The sequence below is a fragment of the Bacillus sp. SIMBA_154 genome (assembly GCF_046536015.1).
Taxonomy (GTDB): domain Bacteria; phylum Bacillota; class Bacilli; order Bacillales; family Bacillaceae; genus Bacillus; species Bacillus pumilus_P.
Window position 1 is genome coordinate 1 of sequence record NZ_JAWJBV010000069.1, and the last position, 447, is coordinate 447.

Consider the following 447-nt stretch of genomic DNA (forward strand, 5'->3'; position numbering starts at 1 on the left):
GAGCCATTTGCAAAACCAATTAGAAATGTTGAGATCAGTAACGCCCAAAAACCATCTGCTGAGATTGTTAGTAACAGGCCAAGTAAATGACAAGCAAACGCGAGTGCTACTAATTTTTTAGCGCCAATGGCGTTGTAGATAATACCGCCGAGCATCGTCGCTATCGGAAAACCTAGAAAAGCCATTGCATTGACCCAACCAAGTTGGGTGCTCGTTAAGCCAAATTGCTCACCAAGTTGGACTAAAATACCGGCACGAATCGCGAATGTCATTGAGGTGACTATTAACGCGATACAACATAGGCGAAAAATGAGGTTCTGATTATTATTGTTATTCATTGTGTAGTCCTATCTAGTTAATACCCAATATCCGCTCATTACGTTGGGGATTGGTATTCATTGCACTAAAATCATCAAACGCTTTGCTGGCAGGTGTAATTATGTGCTG

Annotated in this window: 1 protein-coding gene; it reads right to left on the reverse strand. The window is 41.6% G+C overall.

Going from position 1 to position 447, the window contains the following annotated elements:
* Positions 1-338 (reverse strand): MFS transporter (locus tag R0K30_RS21125; protein WP_410612716.1); only part of this gene is annotated, 338 nt, incomplete at its 3' end.
* Between the last annotated feature and the right edge of the window lie 109 nt (positions 339-447).